This window comes from Francisella sp. LA112445, assembly GCF_012224145.1.
In the GTDB taxonomy this organism is placed as follows: domain Bacteria; phylum Pseudomonadota; class Gammaproteobacteria; order Francisellales; family Francisellaceae; genus Francisella.
Genome location: NZ_CP041030.1, coordinates 374,219 through 389,936 on the forward strand (window position 1 = coordinate 374,219; position 15,718 = coordinate 389,936).

The following is a 15,718-nucleotide window of genomic DNA, read 5'->3' on the forward strand; positions in this document are numbered from 1 at the left end:
GTTTTTAGAGGTGTTTTATGAATGATAAGAATATAGGGATTAGTGAAATTATAGAAATGGCATGGTGTGATAAAACATCGTTTGATGCAATAAAAAATATAACAGGATTATCTGAGCCACAAGTTATAAAGATTATGCGCAATAATCTTAAGCCGAGTAGCTTTAGGCTTTGGCGAAAAAGAGTAACAGGAAGAATTGCAAAACATCAAAAAAGGTTAAATCATACAAATGCAAGTGCTTTGGTTTAAGCGTGACTTACGCATAAATGATAACTTAGCTTTATCTTTAGCAGCTGAAAAAGGAGATATTATACCGATATACATAATTGAGCCTGAACTTTGGCAACAGCCTGATATGAGCCATAGACAATATCTGTTTTTATCAGAGTGTTTAGAAGAGTTAGATAGTGAGCTTACAAAGTTAGGTCAGCCTTTAATTATAATGGTTGGAGACGCCTTAGAGGTTTTTGAGAAGTTAATAAAACAATACTCTATCAAGGATATTTGGTCACATCAAGAAACTTGGAATGACTGGACATATCAGCGTGATATTAAGCTTGAGAGTTTCTTCAAACAAAATAATATTACATGGCATCAACCATATCAAAATGGTGTAGTTCGTTGTTTAGCTGATAGAGATAAATGGGCTTTGCTATGGCATAAACGCATGAGTGAAAATCTTATAAAAGTACCCACTAAGCTTAAATTTATTTGTGAAAATCAGACTAAAATACCTACAGCTGAGAGTCTTAGTCTAGAGTATGATAACTGCTATAAAAGACAAAAAGGTGGTCGTATTCGTGCACTTAGAATCCTCGATAGTTTCCTGTATGAAAGAGGTTGTAGTTATACCAAAGAGATGTCTTCGCCTGTGACAGCTTTTAGGAGTTGTTCAAGATTGTCACCATATATAGCTTTTGGAGTTATCTCGGTAAAAGAGGTGTATCAATTTGCCAATCAGCGTAAAAATGAAATCAAACATAGTAGTATAAAAAATAAAACAAAATGGCTAAGTGCAATGCGTTCATTTTTATCGCGTCTGCGTTGGCATTGTCACTTTATACAAAAGCTAGAGGATCAACCAAACATTGAGTATAAAAATCTCCATCGAGCCTATGATCAGCTACGTAAAGAACCAATAAATCAACAATATTTTGCAGCATGGAAAACTGGTAATACCGGTTTTCCGATGATAGATGCATGTATGCGGGCCTTGATTGCAACAGGATGGTTAAACTTTCGTATGCGCGCAATGCTTATGAGTTTCGCAAGTTATCATTTGTGGTTAGATTGGCGTAAGACATCATTGTATTTAGCAAGACTATTTACCGACTATGAACCAGGTATTCATTATTCACAGGTACAAATGCAATCTGGAACTACAGGTATAAATAGTATCCGTATTTATAATCCGATTAAACAGAGCATAGATCAAGATCCTAAAGGTGAATTTATTAGAAGGTGGATACCTGAATTAGAAAATGTAAGTAATGAAAATATCCACACACCATGGTTAGAAAAACATAGTGCTGGAGATTATCCAGATCCAATTGTTGATGAGAAACAAGCACGGAAATTTGCAGCAGACAATATTTATAAGGTTAGGAAAGGCTCAAAAAATAGTCAAGAAACTAAAAATATTGTCAAAAAACATGCTAGTAGGAAAAAGCCTAGAAAAATAAAATCTAAGCAACACAAGATCGAGAGTATACAAGGAGAATTATTCTAATGAGGACTTTACGATTAATTCTAGGAGATCAACTTTCTGAGAGTATTTCTAGCTTGAAAGATTGTGATAAAGCAAATGATATTGTGATGATGTGTGAAGTGATGCAAGAGGCTAGTTATGTTAAGCATCATAAAAAGAAGCTTGTATATATTTTCTCAGCAATGCGACATTTTGCACTGCAGTTACATAAATTAGGCTATAAAGTCTGTTATACAAAACTAGATGATCCAAAAAATACTGGATCATTTTATAGTGAAGTTGAGAAAGTTATTGAAAAGCTTGGTATACAAAAGCTTATTGTCACTGGCCCAGGCGAATTTCGTGTATTAAAAGATATTCAAAGTTGGCAAAAAGATTTCTCAATAGATGTTGAGATACGTACAGATGATAGATTCTTAGCTACAATAGATGAGTTTGCAAAATGGTCAAAAAACTACAAGCAAATACGCATGGAGTATTTCTATCGTTATATGCGTGCTAAACACAATATTTTGCTTGATAGTGATGGTAAGCCAGAAGGCGGGCAATGGAATTATGATAGCCAAAACCGTAAAACACCAAGTTCTGATATCAAGATTCCAGAACCATATAAAAGTACACTTGATGATATAACTAAACGCGTAATTGAGCTGGTTGAGAAAAATTTTGACAATAACTTTGGAGATATTGAACCATTTCATTATGCAGTTACTAGAGAAGAAGCTCTTGAGGCATTAGATTTATTTATTAAAGAAAGACTTAGTAATTTCGGAGATTACCAAGATGCAATGCTTGAGGGACAAGCATGGATGTATCATTCGCATATTTCTATGTATATTAATAGTGGCTTGCTATTACCTATAGAGTGCATCAAAGCTGCTGAAAAAGCATACTATAGTGGCAATGCTCCTTTAAATGCTGTTGAAGGTTTTATCCGTCAGATCCTTGGGTGGCGAGAGTTTGTAAGAGGTGTTTATTGGTTGAAAATGCCAGATTATCACGATATGAATTATCTTGAAGCTACGCGTAAATTACCAAGTTTTTATTGGGATGCTCATACTAAGATGAATTGTCTACATCAATGCGTTAAAGAAACTAAACAAAATGCCTATGCCCATCATATTCAAAGGTTAATGGTGCTGGGTAATTTTGCATTACTAGCAGGTGTTGACCCTAAGTATGTTAATGAGTGGTATTTGTTAGTATATGCTGATGCTTATGAGTGGGTGGAACTACCAAATGTATCAGGAATGGTACTTTTTGCTGATGGTGGATATTTAGCAAGTAAGCCTTATGCTGCAAGTGGTAGCTATATCAAAAAAATGTCAAATTATTGTGATAATTGTAGTTATAAAGTCACTAAGAAAAATGGAGATGATGCTTGTCCATTTAATTACTTATATTGGAATTTCTTAGCTAGAAATAAATCAAAGCTGGCTAATAACTCACGCTTAGCAATGATTTATAAATCTTATGAAAAGATGACTCATGAGAAGAAAGAACTAATTAGACAAGATAGTAAAAAATTTCTTAAAGGTTTAGGGATATGAAAAAGCAACACTTGCCTACGAAAGTTTGCGTAGTATGTGGCTTACCATTTACTTGGCGTAAGAAATGGGCAAAAGTATGGGGTGAGGTGAAGTATTGTTCTGAAAGATGTAGGAGAACAAAAAATAAAAGTAGAAACTGATGAAATTCTTATTTATGCTCTGAAAAACAAAGAAAAAATTTACTAAAAAAGTAGGGTTATTTTTTTAGCAAAACTTATATTTGTATGATAGTTTATTTTGAATCTGCAAGTTTTTGATTGATTTGATTAAGTATGATTGTAGCATTTGTTTTACTATCATCTTTAATATAAATAGCAGATTGATTAGGATTATCTTTAGCAGATTGGACTACAATATCAATAGAGTCACCGGTTGGAGAGACAGCTTTAATCTCAGATTTCTTTTCATCAACAGTTTGCTCTTTTGTAACATATTTATTTTCAGTTAATACTTGAGTAGCAGCTGTAAATACAGTTTCTCTATTTTTCGCATAGGCATTATATGCATCAGGGTCTTCCATCCACTTATATGCTAAAGCACCGACTGCGACACTGGCTAAAACTAGACCAGTAACAGCTACAGCTTCAGCTGTACATGATGTAATTGCTACTGAAGCGGCTAAAAGAGTTGCGATTGTTATCAGTTTTTTCTTCATCATAATTTCACCTCACGAGGTTGTTGTTTGTCATATGAGTTAATAGTCTAACAATTTCATTATATCAATATGCTATAGTTTTCCAAACTTGTTTCTTGTTTTAAATGCTATAAAAGATGAAAATCTATTCTTATATCTAATTAGTATGTAAAATAGTTTAAAAAGTTTACTCAATTAATAATAAAAAAATGAATTTTATTCAAAAATACTTCGCAGTTATAGTGATAGCAGGAGTTGCTTTAGCGATATCAATGCCCTCTGTATTTATACCATTAAAGCCTTATATTACCTATTTATTAGCTGCTATTATGCTAATTATAGGTTTACACTTACAAGCAAAAGATTTTGTCAAGGTAGCTAATCTCAAGGGCAAACTAGTTATTATATTGCTGTTGAAATTAACAGTTACTTCAATAGCAGCTTTTATAATAGGTAAGCTTTTCGGTCTAAATTTGATGGCATTAATAGGCTTAGTTATTGTTGGAGCTTGTCCTGGAGGTACTGCTTCTGGAGTGATGGCACTATTAGCTAGAGCAAATATTTCACTTACTGTTAGCTTAACTTTCTTAACAACATTGTTAGCACCAATCTTTATGCCATTAATTATTTATATATTTTTCTCAAAAAGTATTGTGCTAGATTGGTTTGGTATGTTTAAAACTATGGCAATAATAGTCATTGTTCCAATAGTTTTAGGGATTTTAATTAGTAAGCTTAGTAGGCTAGGAGAATCAGTTTTAAATAAGATATCTAATATTCCGATTCTTTTGATTATTTTAATAGTAATGATAGTAACGTCATTAAATAAGGATACTATAATGCTTGTACCTGTAGATATTATTATAAGTGTTATAGTTCTTAGTTTATTTGCCAATATTGTTGGATATTTAATAGGGAAGGCTTTAGGTTTAGATATTGATAGTAGACTAGCTCTGCTCTTTGAGTTTAGTATATTAGATGTTGGTTTAGGAACTGTGATAGCTCTAGTCTTTTTTGGTAATCAAGCAGCTATTGCTGCAACTTTTTATGCAATTTGGCAAAATATCATTGGTCCAATAATTGTTAATATTATAAATATACGTCGTAATACTAAAGTACTATAAATTCTCCTAAATACTTATTGACAGTTTTGTCAATTTTAGAATATAATATCTAAAAAAATCTAAATAAGACTCTTATGAAATCTAAATTTGAAGAATATTCAAATATCGCTGAAGCTATAAGTAAGTTATTATTTCCTTTTGCTGAAGTTGTTATTCATGATTTGAAGAAGAAGCAAATAAAAGCTATTTTTAACCCTATATCTAAAAGGGAAATAGGCGATTCTTCATATATGGATCATATCGGATTAGATGTTTATGATGAGCTTCCTAAAGTAATAGGACCTTATGAAAAGCTTAATTATGATGGTCGTAAGATCAAAAGTATTATTTCTGTAATTGAGAATGATAAGGGTAATGTTATAGGGACATTATGTGTGAATTTAGATATTTCTATCTTTGATAAGTATCAAGGCTTAATAAGTGCATTTTTAAAAAATAATGACGAGGGAATGTCTGAACAGAAACAAAGTCTATTCAAAGATACATTGTATGAGAAAATAAATAAATTTGTGCAGAAGTATTGTATAGAAAAAAGTTTATCAATAGATAATATGTCTCGTTCTCAGAAAAAAGACTTAATCTTAGAGCTCAAAAATCAAGGAGCATTAGATGGTAAAAATGCAAGTCAATACATAGCTAGGGCATTAGGTGTTAGTCGAGCTACTGTATATAACTATCTTAAATAATTAATTCTAAAAGGAAAAAAATATGTTAGTGATTATTTTAGGAGCTATTGTTGGCTTTGTTGCTAGCTTTATCTCAACATTATTAGGAGGTGGGGCTGGATTAATAGCTGTCCCAGCATTCTACTATATTATTGTTCATGTTTATGGACCATCTTTTGCTATGCAAATAGCCTTAGCAACATGTTTTGGGATGTCGGTCTTTCTTAGCTTAATGGCTACATACAAGCATTATAGAAGAGGTAATATTCATTTAGGAGAGCTTAGATATTATCTATTATATCTAGCTATAGGATCTATTTTAGGTGGGTTAATAGCTAAATATATAAATACGGATGTGTTAAAAGTGATATTTGCATTCTTACTATTTGGTAGTGGAATTTGGATGATATCTCATAATGATAATAAAGTTATAAAGCTTCCAAGAACTTCTAGATATAGTATATTTGGTCTTTGTGGAGTGTTGAGTGTATTAGCAAGTTCGACAACATTTGCAACAATGTTTTTTGTTAAGATTGGAACTGATATTAAAAAAGCTATAGCAATAACTAGCGTATGCGTATTTATTACAGCAGGTATTGGTACACTTATGCTTACTTGTGGAGTGTCTGTAAATGTTCCATCAACACTTGGATATTTAAGTATACCTTTGCTTTTATCTTCAATACCATTTGCCTTATTAGGAAGTCTTATGGCGGTGAATTATCTAGGTGTTATATCTCCTAGATTACTTAAGTCGTTATTTATTATTTTGATGTTTGTTTCAGGTGTTATTATGGTTGTCTAAAAAGTTGAAAATATAAGCTTTTACTGTATACTTTATATTTCTTTGGAGAGGTGTCCGAGTGGTTGAAGGAGCACGCCTGGAAAGCGTGTATAGCTTAACGGCTATCGAGAGTTCGAATCTCTTCCTCTCCGCCAGCTTTAAATAAAAGAATAATCTGTCTTTGTATAAGTTACTAAAACACTTTCTTGATGGTATAATTTCTTATAGACATTAACTAAGTGATTTACTTTCTGCTCTAATTGCTTTGATTTATTGTCTGTTAGTATTGTTACAACTTTTGTCTTTTCACTATATGTGGTTCCTGTTGGACTGCGCCAATATCCTCTAGCATTATTCTCCGTATAACCATCAGGGAAAGCTGGGGTTAAATATTTATTCTCAAAGTTTTCAAACATTTTATCAGAGACATAAGAAACTTTATTTTTATTGTCTTTGATAGTTCTACCTAGATAAAGTTTAACTATATATGATTGATGCTGTTTGATATTATCAGCAAATCCTATATCAGATATTGCAAATATACATAAAACTATTCTCTGTACACGACAAAAAAGTTGATATAGCTGACTAAAGCGTTATATATTCATTATTTGCGAATGATGAAAAAGCACCTTAATCAGCTAACAGGAAGTTTATCTAAAATATTTAATTGGCACAAGTCAAGAATAGATTGCTTCAGCAATCTATTGCTTGGACTAATATCAGCTCAAACTGTTAACTTATCAAAGATAGCTAGATACTTTAAAAATAATAATCTAATAGAATCAAATTATCGAAGAATCCAAAACTTCTTTAAAGATGTAGAGTTTGATGCTGATGATATAGCTCAATTCAGTATACAACACCTTTTATCGACTAAAGATAAGCTATATCTAATACTTGATAGGACAAACTGGCAGTTTGGTAAAACAAATATTAATATTCTAGTCCTATCAGCTGTGAATGAAGGTATAGCAATACCTTTGTATTATGACTTACTAGATCATAGAGGCAATTCTAGCTCTAAGTTTAGAATAGACTTAGTTAAAAAGTTTATTGCTAAGTTTGGTAAAGAGCGTATTGGTTGTATATTAGGAGATAGAGAGTTTATAGGTCAAGACTGGCTAGGTTGGTTAGATTCTCAAGGTATTGATTATGTTGTTAGGATCAAAAATAATCTTATGACAACTAACTCTAGAGGATTTAGTGCTAAGGTATCAACATTGTTTGATGACTTAGCTATTCATGAACATAAGGATCTTAGAAGTAAAAGAGATATTTGTAATCAAAGTGTTTATCTATCGGGTACTAGATCTCACACTGGTGAATTACTTATTGTAGCTAGTAATTCCAAGAGCATAGAAAAATTAATACCTATTTATGGTATGAGGTGGGAAATTGAGAATTTGTTTCAAGCTTTTAAAGGCAGAGGGTTTAATTTAGAAGATACTCATTTAACTGATACCAATAAGATATCAAAACTAATAGCTTTGATATCTATAGCTTTTGTATGGGCCCATAAGGTTGGGGAGTATAAAGATGCAAGAATAAAAGCTATTCCTAGAAAAAAGCATGGTAGATTGCAGAACTCTTACTTTAGGTATGGGTTGGATATGATTATTAATGCTATTCAAAAGATAACTATATCAGTAAGAGACTTCTCTCTTTGCTTAAAAATACTCAATAAAACAAATAAGGAACTCAAATTATGAAAAATCATCGTGTACAGAGAAAACTATTATAGTTATATATTTTTTCATAATTTTTTTAAATCCTTTTTGCAAAAATACCAGTTAAGATTAAAGTTAACCATCCTATCATTAGACTAGTGCCACCGATTGGAGCTAATTCTAAAATAGCTGGTATATTATAAGCTACAGAGATATAAATACTAAAGCTAAATAATATAGTACCAATTATAAAAAATAGGCTACTTAGTTTAAGTAATAAACTTTGACCAAGTTGCTTACTGCTTAAAAGAGCTATTCCAATACCACTAATCACAATTGCATATATTTGATTGTAGCGCAAAGCTGTCATGATAAAATCAAAATGCTCAACTGAAATTTGAGTTTTGAGTCCATGTTCTGCGTATGCTCCAAAAGCAACTGAAATAAAACCTAGAATAGCACCTATTGCTAAATTCATTTTTTCTCCAAAAGATTAGATTGATATAAATAGCTATAAAAATAGAGAGATAGCTTTTATAGCTCCATATTTTTTTATATTTGTATATGCTTGGTTATAAAGCTTAACAAAAGTTGCATCATTGCTTAAGTTATGAAATATATCTTTAATTTTTATAAATTCTATAGGGTTGCTGTTTTTAGTAATAAAATCAAGAAGCATTTGCTTTTTATTATCAACAATATCTATTTTTTGTCCGCTTTCATCAAGACCATCAAGGTATACTCTCCAAGATGCTATAATCAATGCAGATAGCTTTAAATCTTTACCTTGATTTATCTGTTCATTAATTGCTGGGAGGTTAAAAACAGGGATTCTATCACTTGTAAACTCACATATTCTTTGAAGAGTATCTGCAATATTTGGATTAGCGAATCTCTCTATTATACTATGCTGGTATTCGTCTAAATTTATACCAGGAACAGGGTCAAGAGTTGCTTCAACTTCATTCTTCATATACCTTAAAAGAAATTTCTTAATGGTTTCATCTTGAGCTGACTCATGAACATAACGATACCCGTGTAAGTATCCTAAATATGCTAAAGCTTGGTGAGATGAGTTAAGAAGTCTAAGTTTCATTTTTTCATATGGAGAAACGTCATCAACAAATTGAGTGCCAGCAAGTTCCCATTTTGGTCTACCTGCTACAAAATTATCCTCTATAACCCATTGAGTAAATGGTTCACAAACTACAGGCCACTTATCTTGGATACCAAATTGGTCTAGAAGCATTTGCTGATCTATGTTAGCAGTTTTGGGAGTTATACGATCAACCATAGAGTTTGGAAAACTACAGTTTTCTTTAGTCCAAACTGCTAAGTTTGAGTCAAGTTTTGATAGAAATTCAAGGAAAGTGTATTCTAAAACTTTACCATTATGTTGTACATTGTCACAGCTTAGTAATGTTACTCCATTGAGATTATTATTTTTTCTGTATTTAATAATTAATGCTAAATATCCAAATATTGTTTTAGGAGAGTTTTGATTTTTAAGATCATAATTAATTAATTCATCGCTCCAATCAAATTTACCTGTGTTAGGATCAATATTATAACCACCTTCAGTAACAGTCATAGATACTATCGCTAAATTTGGATTTAAGGCTTTAGTTATTAGACTAACATAATCATCATAAGCATATATATAATCTCCGATTGTTCCAACTATACTAGCAAAGTTTTCTCCAGTATTTGGTTTAAGCATTAGTGTATAGTTATAGTCTTGTTCTTTTAGACAATCAGCCATCATCTTATCTGTTTCAAGAATTCCAACTCCTGTTAGTCCCCAGCTATGATCATTTGATTTTTCCATAGCTTCGCCAGTGTATATTACTTGATGAGCTCTATGGAACCCCCCAACGCCAAAGTGAATAATTTTAGAAGTAGACTCTGGCTTAGTATAAACTTTTATATCAGGATTATTCTTGATTATTTTATTGATATTATCTGAGTTAAGTTGCATATTATTACCTTACTTATTCTTTGATGTGTAAAATAGTATTTGTAATACAATAACAAAAGCAAATATTGCCCCTAGACCATTAGGTACAACAATAAACCAGTCAGGTTTACATATTCCATAAACGACCCATGATGTGAATGTTAAGAAAAGAAAACAAAAGAGAAATAAAGAAAGTCCTTCAGTCGATTTAAGTTGGTAGTTTTTCTTTACTTGAGCAGGTAACCCTAGAGCTGTATAAATTATTGTTATAATACATGCAATCCACCCTAAGATAGTAATATAATCCATGTTTAAATTCCTTATTTCTTTCGGGAATAATTATTAAAGATATTGTAATAATACAATAACAAAAATTATTAATCCAACCCAATGATTATCAGAAAAGGCTTTTATACAATTTGTGATGCCTAGCTTTTTGTAGATAAAATAATTTTTGATAAAAAATAATCCAGATACGATCACTCCTAAATAGAAGATTATATTAAAGTGGCAATATATCCCCAAAATAAGGAGTAATATTAGAGATAGAAAGTCAAATAAAAATATATATTTAAATACTTTATCACCAAATAAAACAGCTGATGATTTTATACCTATTTCTAAATCAAACTCTCTATCAGCTAGTGCATATACCGTGTCATAAGCTATAGTCCAGCAAATTGTTGATAAATAGAATATTAAAGCCTCTAGGGGTATTTTGTTTTGTATAGCTGAGAAAGCCATAAAAATACCAAAGTTAAAAGCCAGTCCTAACACTAGTTGAGGTATAGCAAAGAATCTTTTACAAAATGGATATAGTACCGCTAAAAATAGTGCAACAAATGATAGTAAAATTGTGTATAAGTTTAAAAATAATACACAGATAAAAGCTACTAAAGTAAGAATGAGACATAAATATAACGCATTCTTGACACTAAGTTTGCCACTAGTTAATGGTCGAGTGCTAGTACGGGCAACATGCTTGTCAAAGTCAATATCAGCAATATCATTAACAATACAGCCGACGGTACGCATAACTACAACACCAAGGGTAAAGATAACCCAATATTTAATATTTGGTACTCCATGACCTGCTAATACCAAAGCTGTAAGAGTCGGCCATAGTATCAAAAGAATTGGAATAGGGCGATGTAGCCTCATTAGCATAAAATATGCATTTAACTTTTCTTTACTAAACATCATATTGTTCCGGTAAAATTAGAAAGTACTCGGTAATTAGAAATTTAAGTTTTTTGTCATTTTTATACTCAAAAATAGAACTACGTGAGAATATTTCATGTAGTTGGTTTCTACCAGTTTCTTGCTGAAAATTTTGAGCCGAGAGCTGGCGAATTATAAACTCATCTCGATAAAATTTTGATTTATCAAAAAGTAGGTTATCACCTATTGGCTTTGTGCCTAAGCCATCAAGCTCTTGAGTAAAATAATTGTAAGTATTTTTGGGTACGATTGTTCTAGCAAAAACAAAAGTTTTATCGTTGTTAGATAGAGTAATCTGCCTAACAAGTGCTTCTTTGCTATCTAATAATTTCTCTTCTAGAGGTGTTAGATTTGTAAAATCTTGTGAAACTATATCTAGCCTTATATCACCATGAAATTTAGATAGACTTGTAACTAAGTTTTTAGCATCATTAAGCCAGTATCTTTTAGCCTTATCTAAGCTATCTTTATCTATTATGCTCATATCTTCGAAATACCTTGAAGTTAAGGTTTCTTATTTTATTTTCGATTTGTATAATTATACACTTATAAAGCTATTAAATTAATAAAAGGATTCCAAAATGCGTCCAAGTGGTAGAAATAATGATCAGTTACGTAATATAAAAGTTACCCATAATTTTACAAAGCATGCAGAAGGTTCTGTTCTTGTAGAGTTTGGCGATACTAAAGTTCTTTGTACAGCTTCAGTGATAGCAGGGGTACCAAGGTTTAAAAAAGACTCTGGCGAGGGGTGGTTAACAGCTGAGTATGGAATGCTTCCTCGCTCAACACATACTAGAATGGATAGAGAAGCTGCTCGTGGTAAGCAATCAGGTAGAACTCAGGAAATTCAACGCCTAATAGGTAGAGCATTGCGTGCAAGTGTTGATTTAACTAAAATAGGTGAGAATACTATCAAAGTTGATTGTGACGTAATCCAAGCAGATGGAGGAACTCGTACAGCTTCTATAACAGGAGCGTCATTAGCTATTAATGATGCTATTAACTATATGAAAGAAAAAGGTATGATAGAGGCTGATGTTGATCCTCTTTTATCACAAGTAGCAGCTATTTCTGTAGGGATTTATAATAATGAGCCAGTATTAGATCTTGATTATGATGAAGACTCAAATGCTGAAACAGATATGAATGTTGTGATGAATTCAAATGGCGGTATGATCGAAATTCAAGGAACAGCAGAAGGCAAAGATTTCTCGGAAGAGGAGTTTGCAAAAATGTTAGGTCTAGCTAAAAAAGGTATTAAAGAGATATTTGAATCAATATTTTAAACTGATTATTTAGATACTTTTTACAAAGGAATTTATCTGTACCATTAAATCAAAATCTTTTGACTTTAATTCAAATAAAAAATCTTGTAGTGGCTCACTTTTTGCAAAAAGTAGTCGTTGCTCTATTTGTTTGATTTGTTCTTCTAGAGTTTTTCTCTGTTGATATAGCTCTCGAAGCTCTTTACTTGTATTTTGAAAGAAGTTTTGGATGTTATCTTCTTTTTTAGCTTGTAGTTTAGTTTTAAGGTTAGAACTAATAGATGAAGTTCTAGTCGTAGATAATTTTTTTCTACCTAATGAAAGTTTCTTACGTGGTTGTTGATCTGACATGTATTTCACTTATTTTGCGTTAATTTTTGTTTTTAGAATTATAGTTATGAATAAAATTTCTCAGTCATTATAATATATTTATCAAAAAAAATGTAGATTTAACGAGTGTAATGTTAAAAGATGTAATTTTTTGATATCTATGATTATTTTGATTTAACTCCAATCGATGCCAGCCTTTTTTCTATAGAAGGGTGAGTAGAGAAAAGATCTGACATATCACCACCGTTAAATCCTGCACTTAGAGGATCGAATATGTATGATGCACGACGAAGATTTTCATTTTTGTTGTGTTTATAACTATATTGAGCTTCTTGTGTATGACTGTCATTTGCAATCTTTATAAGAGCATTTGCCATCGGCATATTTGTCCGCATAAGTTCAACAGCTCCAGCATCAGCCATATACTCACGCGTTCGACTTAAAAATAGCATCATAAATATTGTAAAGATTTGTAGTACATATCTTAAAATCATAATTATTATGAAAAAAGCGGCAGCATTATTATTACGATTGTTACTATCGCGGTTATTGCCTGAAAAAAGAGCCGAGTAGAACAAGAAATCCATGATGATTAACATCATATTAGATAAAACCATCGTAAATAGGTTTAGCTTAATATCTTGATTACGGATATGTGTTAACTCATGTGCCATTACGGCTTGGAGCTCATCACGATTTAGAGCATTTGCAAGTTTTGTTGTAATAGCAACCATTGCAGATTTCTCAGAGTATCCTGATGCAAAAGCATTCATATAGTTTGCATCAATTAGAAATACCTTTGGCATATAACGCATTCCAGCAGCGACTTTCATCTCCTCAACGACATTGTAGACTCTTTTTGCTAGAGGGTCTTGGCTATCAGCAGATACTTCATGATACTCAGTTCCTGAAAGCATAATTTTGTCGTACATGCTAAAGGTTATAAAAATCCATACTATAGCAATTACTGATATTATCATCGTTGCGTATGGAGGTATCTGAAATGTTACAAGCCACATAAATACTTGGCTAATAGGCAATTGTCTACCTGTATGTGTATAGTAGTAATTTGCCAACTCGCTGTAGCGCCAAAATGTATCGACAAAAATTCCCAGCAAAAAGAATACAATCAAGAATGTCGCTATTACAAGATATGTACGACGAGTGTTTTTACGAACAACATCGCGCCAATTTACTGAGCCGTATTGAAGATTATCAGTGTTTGACATTTTATAGTTCCACTCTTGAGTCTTCTAGTTGTTGCTTTTTCTCTTCTGAGATATTCCAGTAAATAAAATCCTCATTTAACTTCTTGAAGAAATTAACCACAATACCCGCAAAGAATGATTTTTTGTGTGCATTATATCTTTCGATAGAATCGTTTAATGCTTGTTTTGCAAAAGCTAATTTATTCTCAGTAGATGTAATTTCTTCTTGTAGTTGGATTACATTTTGATTAGCTTTTAGCTCTGGGTAATTTTCAAACTGGATATTGATACCTTTAGCTAAATCAGAGATTTTGTTTTCAGCTGAGATTCTTGCTTGAGTATCTCCTTGCTCTTTAGCAATGTTTGCTTTACTTCTTAGAGCAACAACTTGTTTTAGAGTTGTTTGTTCGTAGTCCATGTATTTTTTTACAACATTAACTAAAGAGTCAAAGACTTTAGCTCTACGATCTAGTTGAACGTCTATTTGCTTTTCTGAGTTTTTGACAGTTTCAATTTCTGCTATTAGTTTGTTATATGTCATTACTATATATATTACAATTATTGCAATAATAATTAGTAGAATTATTCCAAGTGTCATTTTTTTCTCCTTCAAATGAGTTATCTAAGTATAAAGATGGTATGAAATGATTATTTTTTCAAGTTTATTTTAAATTTTCTTCTATGAAGTCGCAGAAAGCTTTTGTTAGTGCCGTATGGTATTTCTTTTTATGTAGTAATCTATATAAGTTACGTCTAAGGTCAAGGTCCTGTACCTCAAGCACTTTATATCTATTAGTATCCTCGGAGTAACTGGTTATTATTTCTGATAAGCATGCTAAGCAGTCACTATGTGAAATATACTGTTTTATCGCTTCTGAACTACTTAAAGTAATTGCTTTTTTAATATTTGACATATTATCTTCAAGAGCATTAAAAAAAATATCAAATGTTCCAGATCCTTGCTCTCTAGTTACCCATTCATATTTCAAAAGATCTTTTATTTTTATATTTTCTTTCTTGCATAGAGGGTGACTTGCTCGACAAATGATCTTTAAGTCGTCTTTTCTCCATAGACTAGTTTCTATACTTTGGCTACTACATTCACCTTCTATAAAAGCAATATCACAGCTGAGAGTTTCGACGCTGTTGATGATCTCTTGAGTGTTGCCAGATATTATTTCAAACTCCACATCAGGATAGGTTTTTCTGAATGTAGCTATATATTTAGGAAGTATATAGTTTGCTATCGTAGTACTAGCACCAACAGTAATTTTGCCAGATAATTTTGAATCACTATCACTAAAAGTTTCAAACTCTTCAACTTCATCTAGTATTTTGATAGCTTTTGTTAGAAGATTTTTACCATTAGCATTTAGTTTCATACGTTTTCCAACCCGATCAAACAGGGTGGTTTCAAGCATATTTTCAAGCTGAGATAATGACATACTTGCTGCAGCCTGAGATATAAAACATTTCTCAGCACCAGCACTAATTGATTCAGCTTTAGCCGTATTAACAAAAACTTGAAGCTGCTTTAATGTAATTCGCATATCAACTTTAGCTAAACTTATATATTGAGATTGTATTATAAGATTTTCTG

20 protein-coding genes and 1 tRNA gene are annotated in these 15,718 nt (G+C 31.7%); 10 read left to right on the forward strand and 11 right to left on the reverse strand.

Annotated elements, in window-relative coordinates; translation table 11 throughout:
• Positions 1–17 precede the first annotated feature (17 nt).
• The 4 genes from FIP56_RS01885 to FIP56_RS01900 are packed head-to-tail and all read left to right on the forward strand — an operon-like array spanning position 18 to position 3,397.
• On the forward strand, positions 18–248 hold the full coding sequence (locus tag FIP56_RS01885) for a TIGR03643 family protein (protein WP_192577289.1): 231 nt from the start codon (positions 18–20) through the stop codon (positions 246–248).
• Positions 229–1,728: an FAD-binding domain-containing protein gene (locus FIP56_RS01890; protein WP_192577290.1), complete on the forward strand. Its 1,500-nt coding sequence runs from the start codon at positions 229–231 to the stop codon at positions 1,726–1,728. Before FIP56_RS01885 ends, FIP56_RS01890 begins: the two co-directional genes overlap by 20 nt.
• Entirely contained in the window at positions 1,728–3,257 is a 1,530-nt protein-coding gene (locus FIP56_RS01895) for a cryptochrome/photolyase family protein (protein ID WP_192577291.1), read from the forward strand. Before FIP56_RS01890 ends, FIP56_RS01895 begins: the two co-directional genes overlap by 1 nt.
• Positions 3,254–3,397 (forward strand): DUF2256 domain-containing protein, encoded by a 144-nt coding sequence (locus FIP56_RS01900; RefSeq protein WP_192577292.1) that lies wholly within the window; start codon positions 3,254–3,256, stop codon positions 3,395–3,397. Before FIP56_RS01895 ends, FIP56_RS01900 begins: the two co-directional genes overlap by 4 nt.
• 92 nt (positions 3,398–3,489) lie before the next feature.
• Here the strand turns inward: FIP56_RS01900 and FIP56_RS01905 are convergent, their stop codons facing one another.
• On the reverse strand, positions 3,490–3,915 hold the full coding sequence (locus tag FIP56_RS01905; RefSeq protein WP_192577293.1) for a DUF3568 family protein: 426 nt from the start codon (positions 3,913–3,915) through the stop codon (positions 3,490–3,492).
• Between the two features lie 185 nt (positions 3,916–4,100).
• On the opposite strand from FIP56_RS01905, the gene FIP56_RS01910 reads away from it, so the two are divergent.
• The 4 genes from FIP56_RS01910 (at position 4,101) to FIP56_RS01925 (ending at position 6,619) form a co-directional block, all read left to right on the forward strand.
• On the forward strand, positions 4,101–5,015 hold the full coding sequence (locus FIP56_RS01910) for a bile acid:sodium symporter family protein (protein ID WP_192577294.1): 915 nt from the start codon (positions 4,101–4,103) through the stop codon (positions 5,013–5,015).
• 74 nt (positions 5,016–5,089) lie between these two features.
• Complete coding sequence (locus tag FIP56_RS01915) at positions 5,090–5,701, forward strand: PAS domain-containing protein (protein ID WP_192577295.1); 612 nt, start codon at positions 5,090–5,092, stop codon at positions 5,699–5,701.
• A gap of 22 nt (positions 5,702–5,723) precedes the next feature.
• Complete coding sequence (locus FIP56_RS01920; RefSeq protein WP_192577296.1) at positions 5,724–6,485, forward strand: sulfite exporter TauE/SafE family protein; 762 nt, start codon at positions 5,724–5,726, stop codon at positions 6,483–6,485.
• 44 nt (positions 6,486–6,529) lie between these two features.
• Positions 6,530–6,619: transfer RNA gene (locus tag FIP56_RS01925), tRNA-Ser, on the forward strand.
• 3 nt (positions 6,620–6,622) lie between these two features.
• On the opposite strand, the gene FIP56_RS01930 is transcribed toward FIP56_RS01925, so the two are convergent.
• Positions 6,623–7,018 (reverse strand): DUF3574 domain-containing protein, encoded by a 396-nt coding sequence (locus tag FIP56_RS01930; protein ID WP_192578830.1) that lies wholly within the window; start codon positions 7,016–7,018, stop codon positions 6,623–6,625.
• Positions 7,019–7,081: 63 nt separating this feature from the next.
• On the opposite strand from FIP56_RS01930, the gene FIP56_RS01935 reads away from it, so the two are divergent.
• Complete coding sequence (locus tag FIP56_RS01935) at positions 7,082–8,176, forward strand: IS4 family transposase (protein ID WP_245323086.1); 1,095 nt, start codon at positions 7,082–7,084, stop codon at positions 8,174–8,176.
• 55 nt (positions 8,177–8,231) lie between these two features.
• On the opposite strand, the gene FIP56_RS01940 is transcribed toward FIP56_RS01935, so the two are convergent.
• Genes FIP56_RS01940 through FIP56_RS01960 form a run of 5 tightly spaced genes read right to left on the reverse strand, consistent with a single transcriptional unit; the run spans position 8,232 to position 11,796 of the window.
• Positions 8,232–8,612 carry a DUF423 domain-containing protein gene (locus FIP56_RS01940; RefSeq protein ID WP_192577297.1) on the reverse strand — a complete coding sequence of 127 codons (381 nt, stop codon included), beginning with the start codon at positions 8,610–8,612 and terminating at the stop codon, positions 8,232–8,234.
• A gap of 33 nt (positions 8,613–8,645) precedes the next feature.
• Complete coding sequence (locus FIP56_RS01945; protein ID WP_192577298.1) at positions 8,646–10,112, reverse strand: mannitol dehydrogenase family protein; 1,467 nt, start codon at positions 10,110–10,112, stop codon at positions 8,646–8,648.
• 9 nt (positions 10,113–10,121) lie between these two features.
• Positions 10,122–10,400, reverse strand: a complete 279-nt coding sequence (locus tag FIP56_RS01950) for a SemiSWEET family transporter (RefSeq protein ID WP_192577299.1) — start codon at positions 10,398–10,400, stop codon at positions 10,122–10,124.
• A gap of 33 nt (positions 10,401–10,433) precedes the next feature.
• Positions 10,434–11,291, reverse strand: a complete 858-nt coding sequence (gene ubiA, locus FIP56_RS01955; RefSeq protein WP_192578831.1) for a 4-hydroxybenzoate octaprenyltransferase — start codon at positions 11,289–11,291, stop codon at positions 10,434–10,436.
• A complete protein-coding gene (locus FIP56_RS01960) occupies positions 11,284–11,796 on the reverse strand; it encodes a chorismate lyase (RefSeq protein ID WP_192577300.1) in 513 nt (170 codons plus the stop codon). The genes ubiA and FIP56_RS01960 overlap by 8 nt, the downstream gene beginning before the upstream one ends.
• 97 nt (positions 11,797–11,893) lie before the next feature.
• Between FIP56_RS01960 and rph the strand changes: the two genes are divergently transcribed.
• A complete protein-coding gene (gene rph, locus FIP56_RS01965) occupies positions 11,894–12,601 on the forward strand; it encodes a ribonuclease PH (protein ID WP_192577301.1) in 708 nt (235 codons plus the stop codon).
• 9 nt (positions 12,602–12,610) lie between these two features.
• On the opposite strand, the gene FIP56_RS01970 is transcribed toward rph, so the two are convergent.
• From FIP56_RS01970 to FIP56_RS01985, 4 genes are all read right to left on the reverse strand, one after another.
• The gene (locus FIP56_RS01970; RefSeq protein ID WP_192577302.1) at positions 12,611–12,931 is read right to left on the reverse strand and encodes a hypothetical protein; all 321 of its coding nucleotides are present in this window, start codon (positions 12,929–12,931) and stop codon (positions 12,611–12,613) included.
• Between the two features lie 143 nt (positions 12,932–13,074).
• Positions 13,075–14,139 carry a zinc metalloprotease HtpX gene (htpX, locus tag FIP56_RS01975; protein ID WP_192577303.1) on the reverse strand — a complete coding sequence of 355 codons (1,065 nt, stop codon included), beginning with the start codon at positions 14,137–14,139 and terminating at the stop codon, positions 13,075–13,077.
• 1 nt (position 14,140) lies between these two features.
• A complete protein-coding gene (locus FIP56_RS01980) occupies positions 14,141–14,716 on the reverse strand; it encodes a LemA family protein (protein WP_192577304.1) in 576 nt (191 codons plus the stop codon).
• Between the two features lie 64 nt (positions 14,717–14,780).
• Positions 14,781–15,668: a LysR substrate-binding domain-containing protein gene (locus tag FIP56_RS01985; RefSeq protein WP_192577305.1), complete on the reverse strand. Its 888-nt coding sequence runs from the start codon at positions 15,666–15,668 to the stop codon at positions 14,781–14,783.
• Positions 15,669–15,718 lie beyond the last annotated feature (50 nt).